Raw genomic sequence first — 2,088 nt, forward strand, 5'->3', positions numbered from 1 at the left:
GGGGCCGCGGCCCCAACACCACCGCCCCCAACACGCGGCCCCGCCCCCCACCACCTGCCCGGGGGGGGGGGCGCACGGGCCCGAGCGAACAACGACAGAGGAGTTCACATGAACGCTCGACTGAACATCACCGCGAGCCCGGTCGCGGCCAAGGCGTGGAAGCACATCATCGCGGCGAGCAAGACGCTCGGGGAGTCGTCCCTGCCGTCCGCGACGCGCGAACTCGTGATGCTCCGCGCCAGCCAGATCAACGGCTGCGCCGGATGCATCGACATGCACACCAAGGACGCTGCGGCCGCCGGTGAGAGCGCCGTGCGCCTCCACCTGGTCGCGGCCTGGCGGGAGGCCAGGGTGTTCACGGACGCCGAACGCGCCGCCCTGGAACTGACCGAGGAGGCCACCCGCATCGCCGACGCCGCCGGCGGCGTCAGCGACGAGGTCTGGGCGAACGCCGCGAAGCACTTCGACGAGGACCAGCTCGCCGCCCTCGTGACCCAGATCGCCCTGATCAACGCCTTCAACCGCGGCAACGTCATCATCCAGCAGCCCGCTGGCGGTTACGAGCCCGGCCGGCACTGACAACCCGCCGAAGCACCCCCCGGCCGCCGCAGGGCCGGATCCCCGCTCACCCCGCAAGGAAGAACCCGATGAACCTCGTCCTCTGGATCGTCACCGGACTGCTCGCCGCCGCCTACCTCCTCGGCGGCGCGTTCAAGGTGATCACACCGAAGGAGAAGATAGCCGCGAGCGGAGCCGGCGCACGATGGGTCGAGGACTTCAGCGCCGGCGGCGTCAAGGCCATCGGAGTCCTGGAAGTCCTGGCCGCGGCGGGCCTGATCCTGCCCGCCGCACTCGACATCGCACCCAGCCTGGTGCCGATGGCCGCCCTTGGGCTGGTGCTGCTCATGACGGGTGCGGCCGTCACCCGCTTCCGCCGCCACGAGCCCAAGCCGGTGGCGGTGGACCTGGTGTACGCCGCCCTCGCCGGTTTCGTGGCGTGGGGCCGCCTCGGCCCGGAGTCCTTCATCGGCTGACGGGTACGCCGCCGGGCAGAGTGCCCGGCAGGGGGTGGGAACGGTGGAACGGCATGCTCCGCCACCTCCGGCGTGCGCCTACGAAGCCGGACAGCCTTGCGGCCGCAAGGGCTTACAGCAAGGGCCCCATCCGCGAGTACCTGCGACGGCGGGGAATCCGTCACACCTTCCCGGAAGAAGACCGACAACCAGACGGCCCGTCTGCGCAAAGGCGCACGCGGTGGACGGCCGCCTGCCTTCGATGAGGATCGCTACAAGCAGCGCAACAATGTAGAGCGGGCGATCAACCGCCCGAAGCAGTGTGGGCGGTCGCCACTCGCTACGACAAGCGCGGTTACGCCTTCCTCGACACCGCCGACGCCGCGACCGCCGCGATCTGGCTACCGAACCTGAGCTTCTATGCGACCCAGCAGTAGACGCTCTGGTTCTGGCACCGGGCACTTCTGACGAGAGCAGCCAGATCACCCACGATCGCTTCGGCGATCTCGGTGTCGATGTCTTCGCCGTCCTCTGCCCGCAGCCGAGTCCACGAGGCAGCGATGTCGCTCAACCTGGCATGCCCGGCGTCCGCGAGTGCAGTAATCAGGCGAGGCGAGAGTGCGAAGACGACGCACCCGCCGTCGTCCTGGCCGGCGACGATGCGCGGCTCACCGGCTTCGACGAGTTCCTCGAAGCTGTCGCCGACCAGAAGGCATTCCCACTCGACCACGGCTTCTTCGGGATCGACGTTGCCGAAGGAGAGCGACTCGGATGCCCGTCCCGGCCCCGTCTTGAGGGCCTGACCCGCTGACGTGTCGTCCGGCGCCACGAAGAACTTCACGATGATGCTCACCCGGGCATCATCCCCGACTGTCCACAGCCATGATCGGCCGGACAAGTCCCAGCTGATCCCGGCTCGCGAGCCACCTGGATGTTGATGCCGTCGAAACCGTCGACGGCACATGTCATGCCTCAGTCTGAGTGAGCGTTTGATTCTCGGTTGTCTGTTTCGCTTGTGGTCAGGTGTCGCGCCAGTTGGGTGTGTTCTGTTGGGTGAGGCGTCGGGTCATGAGGT

Annotated in this window: 3 protein-coding genes; 2 read left to right on the top strand and 1 reads right to left on the bottom strand. The window is 68.4% G+C overall.

Annotation, left to right across the window (positions count from 1 at the left end; translation table 11 throughout):
• The first annotated feature begins 108 nt into the window (after nucleotides 1-108).
• Complete coding sequence (locus ACFW1I_RS34340) at nucleotides 109-579, top strand: carboxymuconolactone decarboxylase family protein (protein ID WP_384677346.1); 471 nt, start codon at nucleotides 109-111, stop codon at nucleotides 577-579.
• 68 nt (nucleotides 580-647) lie between these two features.
• Nucleotides 648-1,034: a DoxX family protein gene (locus ACFW1I_RS34345; protein WP_384677348.1), complete on the top strand. Its 387-nt coding sequence runs from the start codon at nucleotides 648-650 to the stop codon at nucleotides 1,032-1,034.
• Nucleotides 1,035-1,431: 397 nt separating this feature from the next.
• On the opposite strand, the gene ACFW1I_RS34350 is transcribed toward ACFW1I_RS34345, so the two are convergent.
• Nucleotides 1,432-1,866 carry a hypothetical protein gene (locus ACFW1I_RS34350; protein ID WP_384677350.1) on the bottom strand — a complete coding sequence of 145 codons (435 nt, stop codon included), beginning with the start codon at nucleotides 1,864-1,866 and terminating at the stop codon, nucleotides 1,432-1,434.
• Nucleotides 1,867-2,088 lie beyond the last annotated feature (222 nt).

The organism is Streptomyces sp. NPDC058955 (assembly GCF_042741435.1).
GTDB lineage: Bacteria > Actinomycetota > Actinomycetes > Streptomycetales > Streptomycetaceae > Streptomyces.

What these genes read in the sequence shown, in the direction of transcription:
- ACFW1I_RS34340 (WP_384677346.1), top strand. Translation starts at nt 109, where the DNA reads ATGAACGCTCGACTGAACATCACCGCGAGCCCGGTCGCGGCCAAGGCG.
- ACFW1I_RS34345 (WP_384677348.1), top strand. Translation starts at nt 648, where the DNA reads ATGAACCTCGTCCTCTGGATCGTCACCGGACTGCTCGCCGCCGCCTAC.